General features: G+C 62.7%; 19 protein-coding genes. 7 read left to right on the plus strand and 12 right to left on the minus strand.

Annotation, left to right across the window (positions count from 1 at the left end; all coding sequences use genetic code 11):
- Positions 1–31 precede the first annotated feature (31 nt).
- Positions 32–208 carry a hypothetical protein gene (locus tag ACJ8M3_RS10865; RefSeq protein ID WP_162997235.1) on the plus strand — a complete coding sequence of 59 codons (177 nt, stop codon included), beginning with the start codon at positions 32–34 and terminating at the stop codon, positions 206–208.
- On the opposite strand, the gene ACJ8M3_RS10870 is transcribed toward ACJ8M3_RS10865, so the two are convergent.
- Positions 196–1107, minus strand: a complete 912-nt coding sequence (locus ACJ8M3_RS10870) for a LysR family transcriptional regulator (protein WP_033642361.1) — start codon at positions 1105–1107, stop codon at positions 196–198. The two genes, ACJ8M3_RS10865 and ACJ8M3_RS10870, sit on opposite strands and share 13 nt — an antisense overlap.
- 98 nt (positions 1108–1205) lie before the next feature.
- On the opposite strand from ACJ8M3_RS10870, the gene ACJ8M3_RS10875 reads away from it, so the two are divergent.
- The 3 genes from ACJ8M3_RS10875 (at position 1206) to ACJ8M3_RS10885 (ending at position 2777) form a co-directional block, all read left to right on the plus strand.
- The gene (locus ACJ8M3_RS10875; RefSeq protein WP_004939355.1) at positions 1206–1571 is read left to right on the plus strand and encodes a DUF6516 family protein; all 366 of its coding nucleotides are present in this window, start codon (positions 1206–1208) and stop codon (positions 1569–1571) included.
- Complete coding sequence (locus ACJ8M3_RS10880; RefSeq protein WP_004939357.1) at positions 1571–1951, plus strand: HVO_A0114 family putative DNA-binding protein; 381 nt, start codon at positions 1571–1573, stop codon at positions 1949–1951. The genes ACJ8M3_RS10875 and ACJ8M3_RS10880 overlap by 1 nt, the downstream gene beginning before the upstream one ends.
- A 106-nt stretch (positions 1952–2057) precedes the next feature.
- Complete coding sequence (locus ACJ8M3_RS10885) at positions 2058–2777, plus strand: SDR family oxidoreductase (RefSeq protein WP_033642360.1); 720 nt, start codon at positions 2058–2060, stop codon at positions 2775–2777.
- Positions 2778–2783: 6 nt separating this feature from the next.
- On the opposite strand, the gene ACJ8M3_RS10890 is transcribed toward ACJ8M3_RS10885, so the two are convergent.
- From ACJ8M3_RS10890 to ACJ8M3_RS10925, 8 genes are all read right to left on the minus strand, one after another.
- Positions 2784–3545 carry a phosphate/phosphite/phosphonate ABC transporter substrate-binding protein gene (locus tag ACJ8M3_RS10890; RefSeq protein WP_080273377.1) on the minus strand — a complete coding sequence of 254 codons (762 nt, stop codon included), beginning with the start codon at positions 3543–3545 and terminating at the stop codon, positions 2784–2786.
- Between the two features lie 28 nt (positions 3546–3573).
- The gene (locus tag ACJ8M3_RS10895) at positions 3574–4347 is read right to left on the minus strand and encodes an ABC transporter permease (protein ID WP_046896907.1); all 774 of its coding nucleotides are present in this window, start codon (positions 4345–4347) and stop codon (positions 3574–3576) included.
- On the minus strand, positions 4344–5279 hold the full coding sequence (locus ACJ8M3_RS10900; RefSeq protein WP_033650524.1) for an ABC transporter ATP-binding protein: 936 nt from the start codon (positions 5277–5279) through the stop codon (positions 4344–4346). The genes ACJ8M3_RS10895 and ACJ8M3_RS10900 overlap by 4 nt, the downstream gene beginning before the upstream one ends.
- Positions 5276–6436 carry an ABC transporter permease gene (locus ACJ8M3_RS10905; RefSeq protein ID WP_442514671.1) on the minus strand — a complete coding sequence of 387 codons (1161 nt, stop codon included), beginning with the start codon at positions 6434–6436 and terminating at the stop codon, positions 5276–5278. The genes ACJ8M3_RS10900 and ACJ8M3_RS10905 overlap by 4 nt, the downstream gene beginning before the upstream one ends.
- Before the next feature lie 61 nt (positions 6437–6497).
- Positions 6498–7427, minus strand: coding sequence for a glycine betaine ABC transporter substrate-binding protein OsmF (gene osmF, locus ACJ8M3_RS10910; RefSeq protein ID WP_060659776.1), 930 nt, complete (start codon positions 7425–7427; stop codon positions 6498–6500).
- A gap of 13 nt (positions 7428–7440) precedes the next feature.
- The gene (locus ACJ8M3_RS10915) at positions 7441–8499 is read right to left on the minus strand and encodes a fatty acid desaturase (RefSeq protein ID WP_103101901.1); all 1059 of its coding nucleotides are present in this window, start codon (positions 8497–8499) and stop codon (positions 7441–7443) included.
- Positions 8500–9437: 938 nt separating this feature from the next.
- Positions 9438–9812 (minus strand): cell envelope integrity TolA C-terminal domain-containing protein, encoded by a 375-nt coding sequence (locus tag ACJ8M3_RS10920; protein ID WP_047572209.1) that lies wholly within the window; start codon positions 9810–9812, stop codon positions 9438–9440.
- Positions 9813–9853: 41 nt separating this feature from the next.
- Positions 9854–10765 carry a LysR substrate-binding domain-containing protein gene (locus tag ACJ8M3_RS10925; RefSeq protein WP_060659778.1) on the minus strand — a complete coding sequence of 304 codons (912 nt, stop codon included), beginning with the start codon at positions 10763–10765 and terminating at the stop codon, positions 9854–9856.
- Between the two features lie 140 nt (positions 10766–10905).
- Here ACJ8M3_RS10925 and ACJ8M3_RS10930 point away from each other — a divergent pair, with 140 nt between their 5' ends.
- Genes ACJ8M3_RS10930 through ACJ8M3_RS10940 form a run of 3 tightly spaced genes read left to right on the plus strand, consistent with a single transcriptional unit; the run spans position 10906 to position 14037 of the window.
- Positions 10906–11550 carry a hydrolase gene (locus tag ACJ8M3_RS10930; RefSeq protein WP_046686653.1) on the plus strand — a complete coding sequence of 215 codons (645 nt, stop codon included), beginning with the start codon at positions 10906–10908 and terminating at the stop codon, positions 11548–11550.
- A gap of 48 nt (positions 11551–11598) precedes the next feature.
- Positions 11599–12144 (plus strand): antibiotic biosynthesis monooxygenase, encoded by a 546-nt coding sequence (locus tag ACJ8M3_RS10935; protein WP_033652685.1) that lies wholly within the window; start codon positions 11599–11601, stop codon positions 12142–12144.
- Positions 12145–12165: 21 nt separating this feature from the next.
- Entirely contained in the window at positions 12166–14037 is a 1872-nt protein-coding gene (locus ACJ8M3_RS10940; protein ID WP_442514672.1) for an amidohydrolase, read from the plus strand.
- A 101-nt stretch (positions 14038–14138) separates the two neighbouring features.
- Here ACJ8M3_RS10940 and ACJ8M3_RS10945 read toward each other — a convergent pair whose 3' ends face one another.
- The 3 genes from ACJ8M3_RS10945 to ACJ8M3_RS10955 form a co-directional block, all read right to left on the minus strand.
- Positions 14139–15269 carry a Gfo/Idh/MocA family protein gene (locus ACJ8M3_RS10945; protein ID WP_033642347.1) on the minus strand — a complete coding sequence of 377 codons (1131 nt, stop codon included), beginning with the start codon at positions 15267–15269 and terminating at the stop codon, positions 14139–14141.
- 228 nt (positions 15270–15497) lie between these two features.
- Positions 15498–16121: a glutathione S-transferase family protein gene (locus ACJ8M3_RS10950; RefSeq protein WP_442514673.1), complete on the minus strand. Its 624-nt coding sequence runs from the start codon at positions 16119–16121 to the stop codon at positions 15498–15500.
- A gap of 9 nt (positions 16122–16130) precedes the next feature.
- A complete protein-coding gene (locus tag ACJ8M3_RS10955) occupies positions 16131–16313 on the minus strand; it encodes a DUF1127 domain-containing protein (protein ID WP_071845081.1) in 183 nt (60 codons plus the stop codon).
- Positions 16314–16317 lie beyond the last annotated feature (4 nt).

Consider the following 16317-nt stretch of genomic DNA (forward strand, 5'->3'; position numbering starts at 1 on the left):
GCTGTTCCAAGCAACCTGCGAAATTATTCCTATGCTGAAAAAAGCGTTCGTCATCGTCATCGCCCTGTGCGCCTTCGGTTCTCTGGGCGGCGTATTCCTCGCCGGGCTGAACATCTACACCCGTTCCACCACCCCGCACGAAGAAAGCGCGCCTTCCGGGGATACCGCCGCCACGCCGGCGCAAACCGAAACCCTTCAGGCCAAGTGATCGTCCATCCAACGCTGGCAGCGCTGCTGTAAAAAGCGCTGCAGCTGCCTGACGCGTTCCGACACCTGCGAACGATGCGGGCAGACCAGATTGATCGGCACCGCGTCGCTGCGCCATTCCGGCAACAGTTGCACCAGCCGCCCGGCGTGAATGTCGGCCGCCACGTCGATCGCCGACTTGCGCACCACGCCGTGCCCCGCCAGCGCCCAGCGCCGCGCCACCTCGCCGTCATCGGTAAAATAGCTGCCGTTCAGTGGCACTTCGACCCCCTCCTCACCGCGCCACAGCCGCCATTCTACCTGCCGTTTGCCGCTGGGCTGATACACCAGAATGCTGTGCCGAACCAGATCGGCCGGCGTTTGCGGCGCGCCGTGACGCCGCAGGTAATCCGGGCTGGCGCAGATCAACCGCCGATGCTGCGGCAAGATCGGCAGCGCCACCAGCGAAGAGTCGGCCAGCGGCCCGAAGCGCAATGCCACGTCCACCGGTTCGCGGAACAGGTCGGCCTGCCGATCGTTGATCAGAAGCTGCAGCTGGATATGCGGATGCTGCAGGCGGAACTCATCCAGCCAGCAGAGCAGCAAATTGCGGCCAAAATCCGACGGCGCGGAAATCTGCAGCACCCCGGACAGCCCCTGATGCTTCTCGCGGATCGCCTGCTCTCCTTCGGCTAACGCGCCCAGCGCCAGGCGCGCGCTGTCGAGATAGCGAGCCCCCTCCTCCGTTAACCTCAGGCTGCGGGTGGAGCGCACCAGCAGCCGCGCGCCCAACTGCTGCTCCAGCCTTTTCACCGCAATGCTGGCCGCCGCCGGCGTCATGTCCAGCGCGCGCGCCGCGGCGGAAAAACTGCCGCCGTCCACCGTGCGGACAAACACCTCGAGATCGACAAATGAGGTCATGTATTTCCCTTCTTAGAGAGCCGGATTCACGGCGTATCGGATTGACGATAAAACGCCCAACAGTTATGATTAGATCATAATAAATGGAGCTTTGATCAATGGATGAACACAACGGACTGGACTACATCCTTAGCCTGCATGGCACGCGGGTCAATCGTGAGGATGGCTATTGGTGGAAAATCGAGGCTTGGACGGTGACCCAAACGGCCTTTATCCCTCACGGCATCCGTTACAATTTGACCTTGCATGATAACCACAATACCCGGGTTTTTGGCATAGACAACGCGCATGCCATTAAAACCCCCCGCAAAGGTAAATTTTCGGGCCGCGTCGTTTACGATCACCAACATGACTCCCCGACGGACAAAGGCTCACCCTACGAGTTTCATTCCGCCTATCAGTTGGTGGAAGATTTTTTTACCCGGATAGACGAAGTCATACGCAAGAGAGAAAACCGAGGTTGATGATGAAAGCACTGATTGGCGTGATGCCTGAAGAACTGATTCGCAAGCGCACACTGGCGATCGCAAAAGGGGAATACCAGCCACAGGAACGTGAGCCCAAAGTGTGGTTTACGTCAATGATTGCGCTGGCCCAGGTGCTCAGCAACGAGAATATTGCCCTGCTGCGTCTGATCGACACTGCCCGCCCCGAGACCATCAGCCAGTTGGCCGAACTGTCGGGGCGCCAGGTCAGCAATCTGTCCACCACGCTGAAAACGCTGAGCGGGCACGGCCTGGTGGCACTGGAAAAACAGGGGCGTTCAGTGAAACCCCGAGCGCTGTTTACCGATTTCGAAATCATCGTGGATCAGAAGCTAAACGCCCGCTTTAGCGCCGCATGATCTTTAAAAAATATTAATAAGAGTTTGTCAGCAAGGCCGATTGTTAGGTGATTTTCAATCAGGAAAGATAGATCCCGTTGAAACTTACCTAAAAAGAGGCCTTAACATGACAATTCCTGACTCCCCCCTGAAACGACAAAAGCTGGTGATCCTGGGCGGCACCAGCGGCATTGGCGCCGCGGTGGCCTACGCGGCGGCGGCGCGCGGCGCTGAAGTGGTGCTGGCTTCGCGCCGCCTTCCCCACGCCGGGGAGAAAAACGACGCGCTGCATCTGATGCAGGCCGATCTGACCGATGAAGCGTCGCTGCATGCGCTGTTTGCCGCCGTCGGCGCTTTCGACCATCTGGTGATCACCGCCGGGCCGCTGGTGCAGGCGAAACCGCTGGCGGAGACTGCTTTTGAGCAGGCGCAGGCCGACTTCAACGTCAAATTCTGGGGCAGCTTGCGCGCGGTGCAGGCCGCGCTGCCGACGCTGGCGCCGCAGGGCTCCATCACCCTGACCTCCGGCCAGCTGTCGCGCAAATACCTCGGCGGTCAGTTGATCAAAACCGGCATCAATGCCGCGCTGGAAGCGGTCGGTAAACAGCTGGCGAAGGAACTGGCGCCGCGGCGGGTGAACGTGGTCAGCCCCGGCATTACCGCCACCGAAGCCTACGACGGCATGAGCGCCGCGCAGCGTCAGGCGCTGTTCGAACGCGTGAGCGACAGCCTGCCGGTCGGCCGGATCGGCCAGGCGGCCGACGTCGCGGCGGGTTACCTGCTGGCGATGGAGAACGGTTTCGTCACCGGCAGCGTGATCGACATCGACGGCGGCGGCCTGCTGTAACGGCGGCTAGAGCGCCGTTACGCCCTGTGCGGCGGCCTGTTGCTCCAGCACGGTGATAATCTGGTAAGCCGAGCGCGGCACCAGGCTGAAATCGCCGATCAGCAGACGGTCGCTGACCGCCTCATCCAGCATCGCTCGGGCGCCGGCGCGCAGGATGTCCACCTGTTCCGGCGGCGTGCCCGCTGCGGTGATCAGCGGCAAACCCGGCACCGCCGCCGTGCGGCCAATGATTTTCAGCCCCTCCAGCGCCTGCGGCTGCGCGCGGCGCAGCAGTTCCATGCTGATGGAATCGATGGCGGCGATATCCGCCTGCCCGCTGCGGATCAGTTTCAGCGACTGATAATGCGCCCCGGAGGCAATAGCCGCACCGAAGAATTTCCCGTCCTGCGCCAGCGGCGCGATTAGCGCGCGCAAGCCGTTGTAGCCGGACTGGGAATCGGTGCTGTTATACGCCACCGTCCGGCCGCGAAAATCCGCCAGCCGTTCGCCGGAGTCGCCTGCACGCACCACCAGCCAGCTGCGGTAATTTGGCCCGTCGCACCCTTCCACCCGATAATGATAGGTTCCGATCAGCTGCACCTGCGGCAGGCTGCTGACCAACGGATAACCACAGGTTTGGCTGAGCAAGAGATCCTCGCGCCGCCAATGCTGCGCCAAATCGTCCGGCCAACTGAGCCGTTCCGGCGCCGCCGGCAGCCCCAGCCGCAGCAGCTTGCCGCGCAAGACCTGCCAGAAAGCGTCGGCCTGCTCCCGGCCAACGCCGTACATCGGTAGAGACACCTGCATCATTTCCCCCTTACCCCGCCGGAGTGGCCGCCAGCGTCTGCTGACGCCAGGCGGTGAGATAACGCACCCAACGTTCGAACAGCATATCGGTGATAATAGCCAACAACGCCACAACCGCCGCGCCCTGGATCACATAGGCGGTGTTAAACCCGGTTAGGCCGATGATGATCGGCGAACCGAGCGTTTTGGTACCGACGGTGGAAGCGATGGCCGCCGTGCCGATGTTGATGATCACCGACGTGCGGATCCCGGCGACAATCACCGGCGCCGCCAGCGGCAGTTCAACCCGCCACAGTATTTGCCAGGCGCTCATCCCCACGCCGCGGGCGATCTCGCGCGTGGCGGGCGGCACCGATTCGATGCCCGCCAGCGTGCCCTGCAGGATCGGCAGCAAGCCGTACAGCACCAGCGCGATGATCGCCGGCTGCTCGCTGAAGCCCATCACCGGCACCGCCACCGCCAACACCGCCACCGGCGGGAAGGTCTGCCCCACCGCCACCACCGTTTCCAGCAGCGAACGAAACTCCCGGCCGCCGCGTCGGGTCACGGCGACGCCCGCCGCCACGCCGAGAGCCACCGCAATCAGGCTGGAGATCGCCACCAGCGACAGGTGCGCCCCCACCAGCGCGATAAAGCTGTCCTGCTGATAAATGGGCCGGTCCAGATCGGGGAACCAGGCGGCAAACAGACCGCGCAGATGATCCATACCGAACACCAGCGCCAACAGCAGCGCCAGCGTCCAGGGCAGCGGATCGCGCAGCAGGCGCCAGAGACGCCCGCTCATGACAGCGCCTGCCCGGCGATCAGATCGTGGAAGTGCAGAACCCCCAACGCTTCGCCCCGTTCATCCACCACCGGCAGGCAGTCGCTGCCGCGCGCCACGAACACCGACAGCGCCTCGCGCAGGCTCATGGCAGCGGCGATCGGTTCGCCCCCGGCGACACCGGGCCGCACCCGCTCCGCCACCGTCCCCAGCGACAGCAGCTTGATGCCGCGATCGCTGCGCCCGAAGAAGTCACGCACGAAGTCGTTGGCCGGGGCGGTCAACAGCGTCAGCGGCGTGCCCTGTTGCACCACCCGCCCCTGATCGAGCAGCACCAGACGATCCGCCAGGCTCAACGCCTCGTCGATGTCGTGCGTCACCAGCACAATGGTACGGCCCGAGATCTGATGAATGCGGGCGATCTCCGCCTGCAGCGCCGCGCGGGTGACCGGATCCAACGCGCCGAACGGTTCGTCCATCAACAACACCTCGGGATCGGCGGCGAGCGCGCGCGCCACTCCGACCCGCTGCTGCTGCCCGCCGGAAAGCTGGTGCGGGTAGCGGCGACGAAACAGCTCCGGTTCCAGGTGCAGCAGCTCCAGCAACTCGGTAACCCGATCGCGAATGCGCGCGCGCGGCCATTTCAGCAGCTGCGGCACGGTGGCGATGTTCTCCTCCACCGTCCAATGTGGAAACAGGCCGATCGATTGGATCGCATAACCCATGCGCCGCCGCAGATCCTGCGGTTTAAACGACTGGATCTCTTCGCCGGCAAAGAGAATCTTGCCCCGATCGTGTTCGATCAGGCGGTTGATCATTTTTAATGTCGTGGACTTGCCGGAACCTGAGGTGCCGATCAACACGGTGAATTCGCCCTCGGCGATGTGCAGCGTGAGATCGTCCACCGCCGGCTTGCCCTGAAAAATTTTGCTGACTTGCTCAAAGTGAATCATCGGCGCGATACGTCCAGGATTGAAACCCAAAATTTAAACAGCGAATCGACGATGACCGCCATCATGACCACCGGGATCACCCCCAGCAGAACCAGCTCCAGCGCGCTGCTGAGCAGCCCCTGAAACACGATGGCGCCAAAGCCGCCAGCGCCGATCAGCGCCGCCACCACCGCCATGCCGACGGTTTGCACCGCCAGGATGCGCACGCCGGTCAGGAACAGCGGCAACGCCAACGGCAGTTGCACGCGCAGGAAGATCTGCCCGCGCGTCAGCCCCATGCCGGTGGCGGATTCAATCACCCCGGCCGGCACGCTCTGCAGCCCCGCCACCACGCTGCGCACCAGCGGCAACAGCGCGTACAGCACCAGCGCCACGATCGCCGGCGCCATGCCGATGCCGCTGACGCCGTGTTCCGCCAGCCAGGGCACCGCCGCCGCCAGCCCCGCCAGCGGCGCGATCAGCAGGCCGAACAGCGCGATGGAAGGCACGGTCTGGATAATGTTCAGCGCGGAAAAGATCGGCCTCTGCCAGCGCTCGGAGCGAAAACACAGCACCCCGAGCGGCACGCCGATCGCCAGCGCCGGCGCCATCGTCGCCAGCAGAATGGTCAGGTGCTGCAGCAGCGCGGCGTCAAACACCTCCTGGCGATTGTGGTACTCCTTCAGCAGCGACAGCTGATCGAGCTGATGGCCGAACAGCAGCAGCGCCGGCGGCACCAGCACCAGCGCGTTGCCGAGCATTCGCCGCAGATGCGACGCGGTGAGGCGCGTCATGGCGTCGGCGGCGATCAGCAGGCTCAGCGCCATCGTCAGCCAGGCACCGCTGCCCCAAGAGGTGCGCGCCAGGCGCGATCCCTCCTGCGCCAGGCGTTCGGCGGCCTGTCCGCCGATCCAAAAGACCAGCGTCAGCACCCCGCAGGCGGCCAGCGCCGTCAACAGCGCACGCCCCCGCGTCGGCGGCAACAGGCTGAGGATCGCCAACGCCGCCAGCGGCAACAGCAGCCACAGCGCCGGGCCGTTCAGCAGGGAGAATAAGGACAGGCTTTTACCCGACAGCAGACGATTGGGGGCATAACTGAGGAACGGCAGGCCGAAGGCGGCCAGCAGCAACAGCACGAACAGCGTTAACAACACGCGATGTTTTACGGCAATAGTCAAAGAAACTCTCCGGCGCCATCGGTTTTCCCCCTCTCCCGTAGCAAGAGGGGGCACCTCGGCGTTATCCCTTAACAAATCCTTTCTCTTTCAGGTAAGCGGCCGCCACCTGTTTGGCGTCCTGGCCTTCCACTGCGATCTGCGCGTTGAGCTTTTGCAGCGTCGGCCCGTCCAGCGAGGCGAACACCGGTTTCAGCAGTTCAGGCAGATTGGCGTGCGCTTTCAGCGCCGCTTCGCGCACGATCGGCGCCGGCGCGTAGATGGGTTGTACGCCTTTCGGGTCCGCCAGCGTTTGCAACCCCAGCGCCGCCACCGGGCCATCGGTGCCGTAGGCCATCGCCGCGTTGACGCCGGAGGTCTGCTCCGCCGCCGCCTTGATGGTCACCGCCGTGTCGCCGCCGGCCAATGACAGCAGCTGATCCTGATTCAGCTTGAAACCGTAGGCGTTCTGGAACGCCGGCAGCGCATCCGGCCGCTCGATAAACTCCGCCGAGGCCGCCAGCTTGAACTTGCCCCCGCCGTTGATCCACTTGCCGAGATCCGCCAGCGTTTTGAGATGGTTGGCGTCCGCCACGTCCTGCCGAATGGCGATAGTCCAGGTATTGTTGGCTGGCGCCGCGTCCAACCAGACGATTTTGTTTTTGTCGTAGTCGAGCTGCTTCACCTTCTCGAAGCCAGCCTGGGCGTTCTTCCATGCCGGATCTTTCTCATCGGAGAAGAAAAACGCGCCGTTGCCGGTGTACTCCGGGTAAATGTCGATCTCACCGGAGGTAATGGCGCCGCGCAGTACCTTGGTAGTGCCGAGCTGCAGTTTGTTGGTGGTTTTGATGCCGTTGGCTTCCAGCACCTGCACGATGAGGTTGCCGAGCAGCGAACCTTCGGTATCGATCTTGGAGCCGACGCGTACCGAGTCGGCCGCCTGCGCCAGGCCGCCGGTGGCCAGCAGAGCCAGCGCGATGGCAAAGGAACGTCCGCGTGATAAGGTGATTGCCATACTTTTCCTCTGGTTATATGTTTTCCGGCTCATGGGCCAGTTCGGTTGGAAAATCCTGAGAAACGCGCTTCCAGCGCGCAATAAAGTTTTTCTTCGGCCGGGCACCGCGTTCCTCCCGCCGTTCGCCGGCGCTCAGCGGATGCACGCAGACGTCGATCGGCGTCAGCGCGTAATCGCGCAGCCACTCGCCGTAGCCTTGCGCGACAAATCCCTGGCTGCGGCGCTGATACGCTTCGCGTTCCGCCAGATAGACTTCGCGCAAACCATACCAGGGCAGGCCGGGCAGATCGTGATGCACTAAATGGTAGTTCAGATTGAGAAACAACAGCCGCCACGGCCAGCCCGCCTCATTAATAATAGAACGTGCCTGCGGTGCGTCCACGGCGCGATGCTCAAAAAACGATCTCACCTTGGTCAGCGCCAGCGCCGGGTAGCTGATGGCCAACAGATAAAACGCCGTACCGATACCCTGCATCTGCAGCCAGTGCAGCAGCACCGCCAACAGCGACAGGTGCACCAACCACCTCGCCCAGGCGCGCCACTCCCCTCCGGCGAGCGCTTTCACCGCCCCGGCCAGGGTCGCGGCGATATCCAGCGCCGGGCCGAGGAGCACCCGGCCGATCAGCGTATTGCGCACGGCGGCCAGCAGCGGCAACAGGCGGGGATAACGCCGCCACTGCGCGGCGCTGAAGTAGTAGCTTTCGGGATCTTCGTGCGGATCGGTCAGGTGTTCATTGCGATGGTGGCGCAGATGCGAATCGCGATACAGCCCGTAGGGATACCACACCGCCAGCGGCAACAGGCCGAACAGCTGATTGACGCGCGGCCAGCGCGTCGGATGGCCGTGGATCAGCTCGTGTTGCAACGACAGGTACCAGGTGGTCAGGAGGATCAACAGCGGCGCGCCAAGCCACGGGCCCAGCGTTTGCCATCCCAGCGCCACGCCGAACCAGCCGCCGTACACCGCCACCATGATCCCCCAGGTGGGCAGCTCCAGCCGCCAGTGCCGGCGCCGATAAAGCTGCCTGATTCGTTCGCGCTGTTCGGGGTGCAAATAGTGGGCGTGGGACATGCTGCGGCTCGCGGTTGGGGATTTTCCCCCAGTATCCGTGAGCCGCAGTGACGTTCAAAATAACGAAAATGGCAAAGCTAAGTGAAAATTCAGCGGGTTGCGTACGCGTCAAAGCGAAAAAACGGGCCGCGCAGGCGGTGATATCAGTCAGTTAAACCTGACTGGCATTTTTTATCCCATCTTTGTGTGTTTTGTGTAGCCTGAATTGCCGTCAATGTTCCGCATTTATTTGTGGCCAATATGAACGGCAATTGGAGGGGCCGAAGGCGCGGCCCCTCCACCCGCGCCCTTGCTTAACACCGTCTGTCCGCTGTGCGGATGCCCTCGCCGCGTCTGCATTGTCGGGCGGGTCGGCTGCGACAAACGTCCCTGTTAGTCTCGCCTCAACCGGCCTTCCCTGGCCGGTTGCCCCTGACTATGCCGTCTTGCTCGGCAGCCGGTGATGCGCGCCTAAGGTCAACACCCGAGCTGGCAGCTACCGGGCAACCTGTCCCTTATGAGGTTATGACAGAGAAGAGAAATCGGAGATGAGCACGGTATTGGACGCCCTTGAAGACGCCGAACGCAGGCATAGCGCATTAGGAGAAACCGCCATGGACGGCGGTTCCAGGTGAGACAGGCAGGGACGCCTGTCGCAACCGGCCTCAATGCGCTATGGCGGAGAGAGGACAAATCTGCCTGGAGCAGATTTGAACGCTGCTTGCAGCGGCCCCGAAGGGGCGAGGCCCAGGGATGGGCTGAGTAACGTTGGCAAAGCCAACCGTCTGACAGGGCAAAGGCGCGGGTTGCCAGGGGCCGCGCCTTCGGCCCCTGGCTCGGTCGAGGCGCAGGAGCCTCATGATGCACCTCTCATTTATCGACCGAAAACGTCACGAGTACTTCAAAAAACGCTAACTGACAAGCATTAGCCGCGCAGGCAGCCCGTCGGTCACATCCCTTCAGGGAACGAAATCGAGCACCACGGCGTTGAACAACGCGTATTCAGTGGCGCTGGCCATCGGCGGAAACTGCGCGCGCTGCACCGCCGCGTTGGCCGCCGCGCACAGCGGCGCATCGCCTCTTACGATCTTGCTGCTCGCCAGTTTCCCGTCCGGCCGCAAACGGATGCTGATGGTGCAGCGTTGGCCGCGCGCATGCTCCGGCAAACGCAGCTCGCGGCTCACCGCGTTATGCACCCGCACCGGATAGCTGAGCGGCGCCGCAACCGGCGCCTCGGTCTGCGGCGACGGCAAGGGGGTGCCGGCCTGACGCCCGGCGCCCGCGCCGCAGCCGCTCAACAGTAACAGCGCCAACAGGCTTAGTGTCTTTTTCATTCCCTATGTCCTTATTGGGGATTAATCTTTATCGAGCGCCCTTACTGCGCCGCTGGGTAAGCCTCACCGTCATCCGCGTAACGCTGCAGCCGCTCGCGCCACCACTTGGCCGCCAGGCCGCTGGCGCTTTCCCGCCAGCCGAAGTAGGCGATGTCGTTGCAACGTTCCGATTCGACGCGTTTCGCCACCAGTTCGCCGCTGTTCAGGTAAGGTTCCGCCAAGGCGCGCGGCAGATAGCCGCAGCCCAGCCCGGCCAACTGCGCCTGCAGTTTGGCGTCGAAGCCGAAGACCGTCAGCGTATCCTGCTCTTCCAGCAGGTTCAGGCTCTGCGGCGCGTTGACCCGCGAGGTATCGCGCACCACCACCGCCCGGTGCTGACGGATCTCATCCTTCGGCAACGGTTCCGGCAGCGCGGCCAGCGGATGCTGCGGCGCGACGGCGAACACGTAATCCAGCTGCCCCAGGCGGCTGAACGCATAGCCCACTCGCGACGGCGGCTCGCAGATGGCGCCGATGATAATGTCGGCGCAACCGTAAACCAGCGACTCCCAGGAACCGGCCAGCACCTCGTGGCTGAAACGCAGCCGGGTATGGTGATGCTGCCGATAGAATTCGTCGATCAGCGGCAACAGGCGGGCAAACGGGAAGGAGGCGTCGATCCCGAGCGTGATTTCGCTTTCCCAGCCGTTCTCCACGTAGCGCGCCTGCTGCTCCAGATCCTGCGCCGCCCGCAGCAGCACCCGCCCTTTTTCCAGCATCAGCTTGCCGGTATCGGTGAACTTCGCCCGATGGCCGGAGCGGTCCAGCAGGGTGATGTCGAGATCGTTCTCCAGCTTTTGCACCATATAGCTGAGTGCCGAAGGGGTTTTAAACAGTGCGGCGGCCGCGGCGGCGAAAGATCCGTGCCGGTCCAGCGCGTCCAAAATCAGCAGCGCTTCCAGGTTTAATCTCATGCTTTCTCCCGTGTATAAAAAAACTCAACAAGTCGGCAAAAATTCTGCGGTATCTTTGAAATCGCCCTCTGCCTACCATGCGTTTTATCGGCGTTACACTCATCAGATGTTCAACCGAAATATCACTGGGAAGGTAAATTATGTCCAAGTTTCAACTGCTTGATAAAGACAATTCCGCACTGATTTTTATCGATCATCAACCACAAATGGCCTTCGGCGTGGCTAATATTGATCGTCAGCAACTGAAAAACAACGTTGTTGGTTTGGCGAAGGCAGGCAAGATTTTCAACGTCCCTACCCTTTTCACCTCGGTCGAAACCGAAAGCTTCAGCGGCTATATCTGGCCGGAACTGCTGGCGGTACACCCTGAAATCACCCCGATTGAACGCACCTCGATGAACTCCTGGGAAGACGCGGCCTTCGTCAAAGCCGTGGAAGCCACCGGCCGCAAAAAGCTGGTGATCTCCGCGCTGTGGACCGAAGTGTGCCTGACCTTCCCGGCGCTGATGGCGCTGGAGGCCGGCTATGAAGTGTATGTGGTGACCGACACCTCCGGCGGTACCTCCGTCGATGCGCACGAGCGCTCGATCGAACGCATGGTGCAGGCCGGCGCCGTACCGGTGACCTGGCAGCAGGTGCTGCTGGAGTACCAACGCGACTGGGCGCGCAAAGACACCTACGACGCGGTGATGGCGCTGGTGCGCGAACACAGCGGCGCGTACGGCATGGGCGTCGACTACGCTTACACCATGGTGCACCACGCACCGGCCCGCACGGTGAAATAATTCCCCCTGCCCCGGCCCCGCGCCGGGGTATTTTCAGGAGTCGGTTTTATGGCCCATCCGCAGCATGTCACGCTGGTGATCACCCACCGTTTGGCGCCGGGGAACGAGCAGGCCTATGAGGCCTGGCTGAACCGCATCATGCCGGACGCCGCGGGCTTCACCGGCCATCTGGGCGTCAACGTCATCCGCCCATCCGACAGCGAACAGGCCTATACGGTGCTGGTCCGCTTCGACAATGTCGATAATCTCTACCGCTGGCTCAACTCGCCGCTGCGCAAGCAATACATCGAAGAAGTCACTCCGCTGTTGCTGGAGAATGACCATATCGAGATCCGCCCCGGCGCGGAGTTCTGGTTTACCCCGCCCAACCCCGGCGTGCGCCAACCGCCCCAGTGGAAGCAGTTCATCATCACCCTGCTGGTGATCTTCCCTTCCACCAATCTGGTGCCCTGGTTTTGGGGGCTGGCGCTGCCGCAGTTGAACGGCACGCTGCTCGGCCATTTTCTCAATGACGCCACCGTGGTCGCCCTGGTGGTGTACCTGTGGATGCCCATCGTGACTCGCGTTTTTCATCAATGGCTGATCCGCCGCTAGGCGGTTCGCCGGGAGAATGTTATGAACCACCACGCTTCATTGATCCTCACCAACGGCAAATTTCACACCGTTGACCGCCAAAACCTCACCGCGCAGGCGGTCGCCATTCGCGACGGCAAGTTTCTGGCGGTCGGCAGCGAAGCCGAAGTCATGCAACACGCCGGGCCGGAAACCCAGGTGATCGATCTGCACGGCCACACCGCCATTCCGGGCCTGAACGACTCGCACCTGCACCTGATCCGCGGCGGCCTGAACTACAACCTGGAGCTGCGCTGGGAAGGCGTGCCTTCGCTGGCCGACGCGCTGCGCATGTTGAAAGAGCAGGCGCTGCGCACGCCGAGCCCGCAATGGGTGCGGGTGGTCGGCGGCTGGACCGAGTTCCAGTTTGCCGAACGCCGCATGCCGACGCTGGACGAAATCAACCAGGCGGCGCCGGACACGCCGGTATTTATTCTGCATTTATACGATCGCGCGCTGCTCAACCGCGCGGCGCTGAAGGTAGTCGGCTACACCAAAGACACGCCGAACCCGCCGGGCGGCGAGATCCAGCGCGACGCCAACGGCAACCCGACCGGCATGCTGATCGCCAAACCCAACGCCATGATCCTGTACGCCACGCTGGCGAAAGGGCCGAAGCTGCCGCTGGAACAGCAGGTCAACTCCACCCGCCAGTTTATGCGTGAGCTGAACCGCCTCGGCCTCACCAGCGCCATCGACGCCGGCGGCGGTTTCCAGAACTACCCGGAGGATTATCAGGTGATCGCCGAGCTGCACGAGAAAAAGCAGCTGACCATCCGCATCGCCTATAACCTGTTCACCCAGCGGCCGAAGCAGGAACTGGAAGACTTCGAGCTGTGGACCGACATGCTCAAGCCGGGCCAGGGCACCGACTTCTATCGCCACAACGGCGCCGGCGAGATGCTGGTGTTTTCCGCCGCCGACTTCGAAGACTTCCTGCAGCCGCGCCCGGATCTGCCGCCGGGCACCGAAGACGAGCTGGAGCGAGTGGTGCGCCATCTGGTCGAGCACCGCTGGCCGTTCCGCCTGCACGCCACCTATGACGAATCCATCAGCCGCATGCTGGACGTGTTCGAGAAGGTGAACCGCGATATTCCGTTCAACGGCCTGAACTGGCTGTTCGACCACGCCGAAACCATTACCGAACGCAATATCGAGCGCGTCAAGGCGCTGGGCGGCGGCATTGCGGTCCAGCACCGCATGGCGTTCCAGGGGGAATATTTCGCCGACCGCTACGGCATCGAAGCCACCAAACATACGCCGCCGGTAGCGAAAATGTTGGCGGCCGAGCTGCCGGTCGGGCTGGGCACCGACGCCACCCGCGTCGCCAGCTACAACCCGTGGACGGCGCTGTACTGGCTGGTCTCCGGCCGCACCGTCGGCGGCATGGCGATGTACGACGACAGCGCCCGGCTGGATCGCGAAACGGCGCTGATGCTGTGGACCCAGGGCAGCGCCTGGTTCTCCACCGAACAGGGCAAGAAAGGCCAGATCAAGGTCGGCCAACTGGCGGATTTGGCGGTGCTGTCGCAGGACTACTTCAGCGTGCCGGAAGAGCAGATCAAAGGCATCGAGTCGGTAATGACGGTGGTGGACGGCAAGGTGGTCTACGCCGCCGGCAGCTTCTCGCCGCTGGCGCCGCCGCCGCTGCCGGTGCTGCCGGAGTGGTCGCCGGTCACCCAGGTGCCGGGCCATTACCGCTCCGCGCCGCCGTCGGCGGCGGCCCGCGTCGGGGTAGTGAGCCAGGCGCACCAATGCTGCGGCCCGTGCGGCGTGCACGCGCACCAGCATGACATCGCGCGCCGCTCCAGCATCCCGGTGTCGGACGAGAATGCTTTCTGGGGCGCGTTCGGCTGTTCGTGTTTCTCGTTCTAAGTTATCAAGCCAGTAACTTATTATAAAATTAATTTAATAAGCTATTAAGCTAACAACACAATAAATTAATGGCGCTGTCCGCGGAGGGCGCCATTTCCTTTTCAATCGCGGTTGATCTCCAGCCAGCGCCGCTGCTCGGCGGAGGCGGCTATCGCGTCCAGCACGCACGACACCTTCCAGCCCTCTTCAAAGTCCGGCCACATGCGATCGCCCGCGGCGATGCCGTTGACCAGATCGCGGATCTCCACCGTCTTCTGATCGTTAAAACCAATGCCGTGCCCGGCGCTGATGCAAAACGCCGCATAGTCCGGGTGCTTCGGCCCCACCAGCAACGTCTTGAACCCCTGCCGCTCCGCCGGTTCATCGTGCCGATACAGCTTCAGTTCGGCCATCCGTTCCTGGGTATAACTCAGCGTGCCTTTGGTGCCGGTAACCACATAGGTCAGCCCCATCTTGCGCCCGCAGGCGATGCGCGACGTTTCGATAGTGCCCATCGCCCCGCCGGCGAAACGCAGCAGCGCACTGGCCTGATCTTCGTTTTCCACCGGATGCATACGCGACGGGTCTTGCGGATCCGGCCGCTGTTTGATCACGGTCTGCATATCGCCAGAGACCGCCACGATATCGCCCACCAGGTAGTGCGCCATATTGACGATGTGCGCCGCCAGATCCCCCAACGCGCCCAGCCCGGCGCTGGCGCGGCGGCAGTGCCAGTCGATCGGCGTGCGCGGGTCGGCCAGGTAATCCTCATTGTGGGTGCCGTAAAAATGCACCACCTCGCCGATTTCGCCGTTGGCGATGATCTCGCGCGCCAGCTGGCTGGTGGGGTTTTTCATGTAGTTGAAACCGACCAGCGTTTTCACCCCCTTGGCGCGGGCGGCCTGCACCATCTCCGCCGCGTCGGCGGCGTCCAGCGCCAGCGGTTTTTCCGAATACACGTGCTTGCCGTGGCGGATCGCCGCCAGCGCCATCTCTTTGTGCAAGAAGTTGGGGGCGCAGATGTCCACCACGTCGATCGCCGGATCGGCCACCAGCTGCCGCCAGTCGCCGGTCGAACGCGCAAAGCCGAACTCGGCCGCGCGTTGCGCCGCCAGCTCGGGCGTCACCTCCGCCAACATCTCCAGCACCAGATCCCCTTTAAGGGGAAAGACCGTGGGGGCCTGCGCATAAGCGATAGCGTGACAACGCCCGATATAGCCGGTGCCGATTAATCCAACGCGTACCTGTTTCATCATCCTCTCCCGTGACCGAAATCTTGCCTGAAACCCGGCGCCCTGAGTGAAACGCGCCAGCTGATAACGGTTTTATATGGAATATAAATTTCAATAACAAGCGCACGGAAAAAGAAAGTTCGGATTCGTGATGTCGTTCATGAAACGTTGATAGGATGATGCAAAAAGGAAAATCCGAACGCGGCGTTGCCGTATCCGGATAAGGTAAAATGAACCATTTATTTCATATTACGGTAAACCGTTGGCACCGTGCTGAACGTAGCCAGGGCGTTGCAGCAGGCGCTGCTGATAGGCCGCCAGCCCCGCATACTCCGGCCGCTCGAACGGCGTCATCAGCCAGCGGTTGAGCGACAGCCCCAGCACTACGTCCGCCAGCGTGAAGGCAGCGCCGGCGGCGTAAGGGCCGCGCTGCGCCAAATGCGCATCCAGCAAGCCCATCAGCCGATTCCACTCGCGCTCGGCGGCGGCCAGGCTGGCGGCATCCTGGTAATCCGCATGCCCGCGCACGCGCGACATGAACACATAGCGCCAGGCGCCGTTCAGATCGGTGGCCTGCCAGTCCATCCACATCTCCACCGCCGCGCGCGCGCCGGGTTCCTGCGGCAGCAGATCGCGGCGCCCTTCCCGCCCCGCCAGATAGCGGCAAATGGTGTTCGATTCCCACAGCACCCGTGCGCCGTCGATCAGCACCGGCACCAGGCCGTTGGGATTGAGCGCCAAAAACTCGGGTTCCTGCGTGGAGCGAAAGCCGCTGCCCCAGTCTTCCCGTTCCAACGTCAGCCCCAGCTCATGGCTGGTCCACAGCACCTTGCGCACGTTGATCGATGAGGCTTTGCCCAATAATTTCAGCATCCGCTTTCCTTATTCTCTCCAGAACGGTTTATACCCTTCCCGCCAGGCATCCGCCCGCGTCAGGCCGATATCCGCCAGTTGCCTGTCGTTCAGCAGCAGTAACTCTCTGCGCGTTCTGCGACGCAACAAATACCAACGCCAGCGTGACCAGCCTCCCCGTCGCCACGTCGTCATGCCATCAAACAGAGCCATCTTA

Origin of the sequence: Serratia sp. CY55921 (assembly GCF_052167655.1) — a bacterium.
GTDB lineage: Bacteria > Pseudomonadota > Gammaproteobacteria > Enterobacterales > Enterobacteriaceae > Serratia > Serratia ureilytica.

Bases quoted from the DNA above. Each gene is read 5' to 3' on its own strand.
- ACJ8M3_RS10890 (WP_080273377.1), bottom strand. From the start codon at position 3,545: ATGTACGGCGTTGGCCGGGAGCAGGCCGACGCTTTCTGGCAGGTCTTG.
- ACJ8M3_RS10875 (WP_004939355.1), top strand. From the start codon at position 1,206: ATGGATGAACACAACGGACTGGACTACATCCTTAGCCTGCATGGCACG.
- ACJ8M3_RS10900 (WP_033650524.1), bottom strand. From the start codon at position 5,279: ATGATTCACTTTGAGCAAGTCAGCAAAATTTTTCAGGGCAAGCCGGCG.
- ACJ8M3_RS10880 (WP_004939357.1), top strand. From the start codon at position 1,571: ATGATGAAAGCACTGATTGGCGTGATGCCTGAAGAACTGATTCGCAAG.
- ACJ8M3_RS10930 (WP_046686653.1), top strand. From the start codon at position 10,906: ATGTCCAAGTTTCAACTGCTTGATAAAGACAATTCCGCACTGATTTTT.
- ACJ8M3_RS10925 (WP_060659778.1), bottom strand. From the start codon at position 10,765: ATGAGATTAAACCTGGAAGCGCTGCTGATTTTGGACGCGCTGGACCGG.
- ACJ8M3_RS10955 (WP_071845081.1), bottom strand. From the start codon at position 16,313: ATGGCTCTGTTTGATGGCATGACGACGTGGCGACGGGGAGGCTGGTCA.
- ACJ8M3_RS10870 (WP_033642361.1), bottom strand. From the start codon at position 1,107: ATGACCTCATTTGTCGATCTCGAGGTGTTTGTCCGCACGGTGGACGGC.
- ACJ8M3_RS10950 (WP_442514673.1), bottom strand. From the start codon at position 16,121: ATGCTGAAATTATTGGGCAAAGCCTCATCGATCAACGTGCGCAAGGTG.
- ACJ8M3_RS10885 (WP_033642360.1), top strand. From the start codon at position 2,058: ATGACAATTCCTGACTCCCCCCTGAAACGACAAAAGCTGGTGATCCTG.
- ACJ8M3_RS10915 (WP_103101901.1), bottom strand. From the start codon at position 8,499: ATGTCCCACGCCCACTATTTGCACCCCGAACAGCGCGAACGAATCAGG.
- ACJ8M3_RS10920 (WP_047572209.1), bottom strand. From the start codon at position 9,812: ATGAAAAAGACACTAAGCCTGTTGGCGCTGTTACTGTTGAGCGGCTGC.
- osmF (WP_060659776.1), bottom strand. From the start codon at position 7,427: ATGGCAATCACCTTATCACGCGGACGTTCCTTTGCCATCGCGCTGGCT.
- ACJ8M3_RS10935 (WP_033652685.1), top strand. From the start codon at position 11,599: ATGGCCCATCCGCAGCATGTCACGCTGGTGATCACCCACCGTTTGGCG.
- ACJ8M3_RS10940 (WP_442514672.1), top strand. From the start codon at position 12,166: ATGAACCACCACGCTTCATTGATCCTCACCAACGGCAAATTTCACACC.
- ACJ8M3_RS10865 (WP_162997235.1), top strand. From the start codon at position 32: ATGCTGAAAAAAGCGTTCGTCATCGTCATCGCCCTGTGCGCCTTCGGT.
- ACJ8M3_RS10945 (WP_033642347.1), bottom strand. From the start codon at position 15,269: ATGAAACAGGTACGCGTTGGATTAATCGGCACCGGCTATATCGGGCGT.
- ACJ8M3_RS10895 (WP_046896907.1), bottom strand. From the start codon at position 4,347: ATGAGCGGGCGTCTCTGGCGCCTGCTGCGCGATCCGCTGCCCTGGACG.